The sequence below is a fragment of the Cellvibrio sp. genome (assembly GCF_053579595.1).
The window spans coordinates 1-1926 of the sequence record NZ_JBRFPI010000386.1 but is presented as its reverse complement, the minus strand read 5'-3'; the positions used below and the strand labels follow the sequence as shown (position 1 = coordinate 1926).

General features: G+C 50.9%; 2 protein-coding genes. Both read right to left on the bottom strand.

All coding sequences use genetic code 11. The features are described 5' to 3' along the window. Positions 1 to 93: 93 nt before the first annotated feature. The gene (gene prfA, locus ACWA6V_RS18210; RefSeq protein WP_449523826.1) at positions 94 to 1176 is read right to left on the bottom strand and encodes a peptide chain release factor 1; all 1083 of its coding nucleotides are present in this window, start codon (positions 1174 to 1176) and stop codon (positions 94 to 96) included. Next, the coding region (gene hemA / locus ACWA6V_RS18205) for a glutamyl-tRNA reductase (protein ID WP_449523825.1) at positions 1176 to 1926 on the bottom strand (751 nt) is incomplete at its 5' end. The genes hemA and prfA, both read right to left, overlap by 1 nt.

Here is a 1926-nt window from a genome sequence, read left to right as displayed (position 1 = left end):
AACGAACCGCAACATATCAATCCCGTTCAGAGTGTTGCGGTTCGCAAGCTCACCCTACCCCGCCCGCCACAACCTACGAAGTCATTTACCAAATTAATCCGCAATAGCTGCCAATTGATCGGCTTGATATTCATTTGCCAGCGGTTGCACCACCGGATTCAAATCGCCTTGCATAATTGCATCCAAGGAATAGAGTGTGAGGTTGATGCGGTGATCAGTCACTCGGCCCTGTGGATAATTGTAGGTGCGGATACGCTCGGAACGGTCGCCCGAGCCAACCAAGCTGCGGCGCTCATCAGACAGCGACTTATGCGCGGCGTCTTCCTGCGCCTGTTTTAATTTGGTGGCGAGCAAACTCATCGCGCGCGCGCGGTTTTTATGTTGCGAGCGCTCGTCCTGACATTCAATCACCAAACCGGTGGGTAAGTGCACAATGCGGACAGCCGAATCGGTTTTGTTAACGTGCTGCCCACCAGCGCCGGACGCGCGAAAGGTATCGATACGCAAATCAGCTTTGTTGATATTGATCTCTTCCATTTCATCCGCTTCTGGCATCACCGCGACCGTACACGCGGAAGTGTGGATGCGCCCTTGCGCTTCGGTTTCCGGTACGCGCTGCACGCGGTGGGCGCCCGATTCAAACTTTAATTTGGAATATACGCCCTGGCCGCTAACTAAACTGATAATTTCTTTAAAGCCGCCATGCTCGCCTTCGTTCTGACTTAAAACTTCGACTCGCCAGCCTTGGGTCTCGGCGTAGCGCGAATACATACGGAATAAATCGCCAGAAAAAATGGCGGCTTCATCACCACCGGTACCGGCGCGAATTTCGAGATAGCAGTTTTTCTCGTCGTTAGGATCTTTTGGCAGCAAGAGTTTTTGCAATTCCAACTGCATAGGTTCGAGTTGCGCTTCGCAGTCTTTCAACTCTTCTTCAGCCATTTCTTTCATATCGGCATCGCCATCCACCAGCAGGTGTTTGGCTTCTTCGATATTGGCGAGCAGGTTCAAATAATTTTGATAGCCTTGCACAACCGGTTCTAACTCGGCGTACTCTTTGGAGAGATCGCGAAATTTGTTTTGGTTGTTGATGGTGTCAGCTTCTGACAACATCGCACTCACTTCTTCGTAGCGCTCTTTAAGGCGATCCAGTTTTTCTAAAATAGACGCTTTCATTATTGCTCACTTGCATCGCTGCTTATATCAGCAGCAGGGTTAACTGTCAGGTCAAACAGCTCTTGCGCCACCTGGATAACATGGTGACGGGAACTGGCACTCGCCTCTTTCAATACCGTCGTCGGCGAATGGATTAATTTGTTGGTAAGGTTGCGTGCAAATTGCTGCAATACTTGCTCGGGATTAACACCGGTGTGCAAACTGCGCAGGGCTTTTTGCAATTCCAGATCGCGCATTTGCTCCGCTTTGTTGCGATAGGCTTTTACGGTTTCAACCGCACTGAGTGCGCGCTGGTGACGTAGAAATAATTCGACACCTTCGTTAATAATTTCCTCTGCTTGATCGGCAGCGGCGACGCGGGATTTTTTGTTTTCATCAATTACCGCGTGCAAATCATCCACGGTGTAGAGATACACATCGTCCAGTTCGCCCACTTGCTCTTCGATATCGCGCGGCACGGCGATGTCGAGCATAAACATGGGTTTGTGTTTGCGTTTTTTCAGCGCCGATTCCACTGCGCCTTTGCCAAGCAATGGCAACTGGCTGGCTGTCGATGAAATAACAATATCGGCACGATGCAACTGCTCGGGAATATCGGCCAGCAAAATAGCTTCGCCGTTAAATTCGCGCGCGAGGCGTTGGGCGCGGTCAAGGGTGCGGTTGGCCACAATAATGTGTTTGATGCCCTGCTCTGCCAAATGGCGTGCGACCAGTTCGATAGTTTCACCTGCACCAATCAGGAGCGCAGTA

What these genes read in the sequence shown, in the direction of transcription:
- prfA (WP_449523826.1), bottom strand. Translation starts at nt 1,176, where the DNA reads ATGAAAGCGTCTATTTTAGAAAAACTGGATCGCCTTAAAGAGCGCTAC.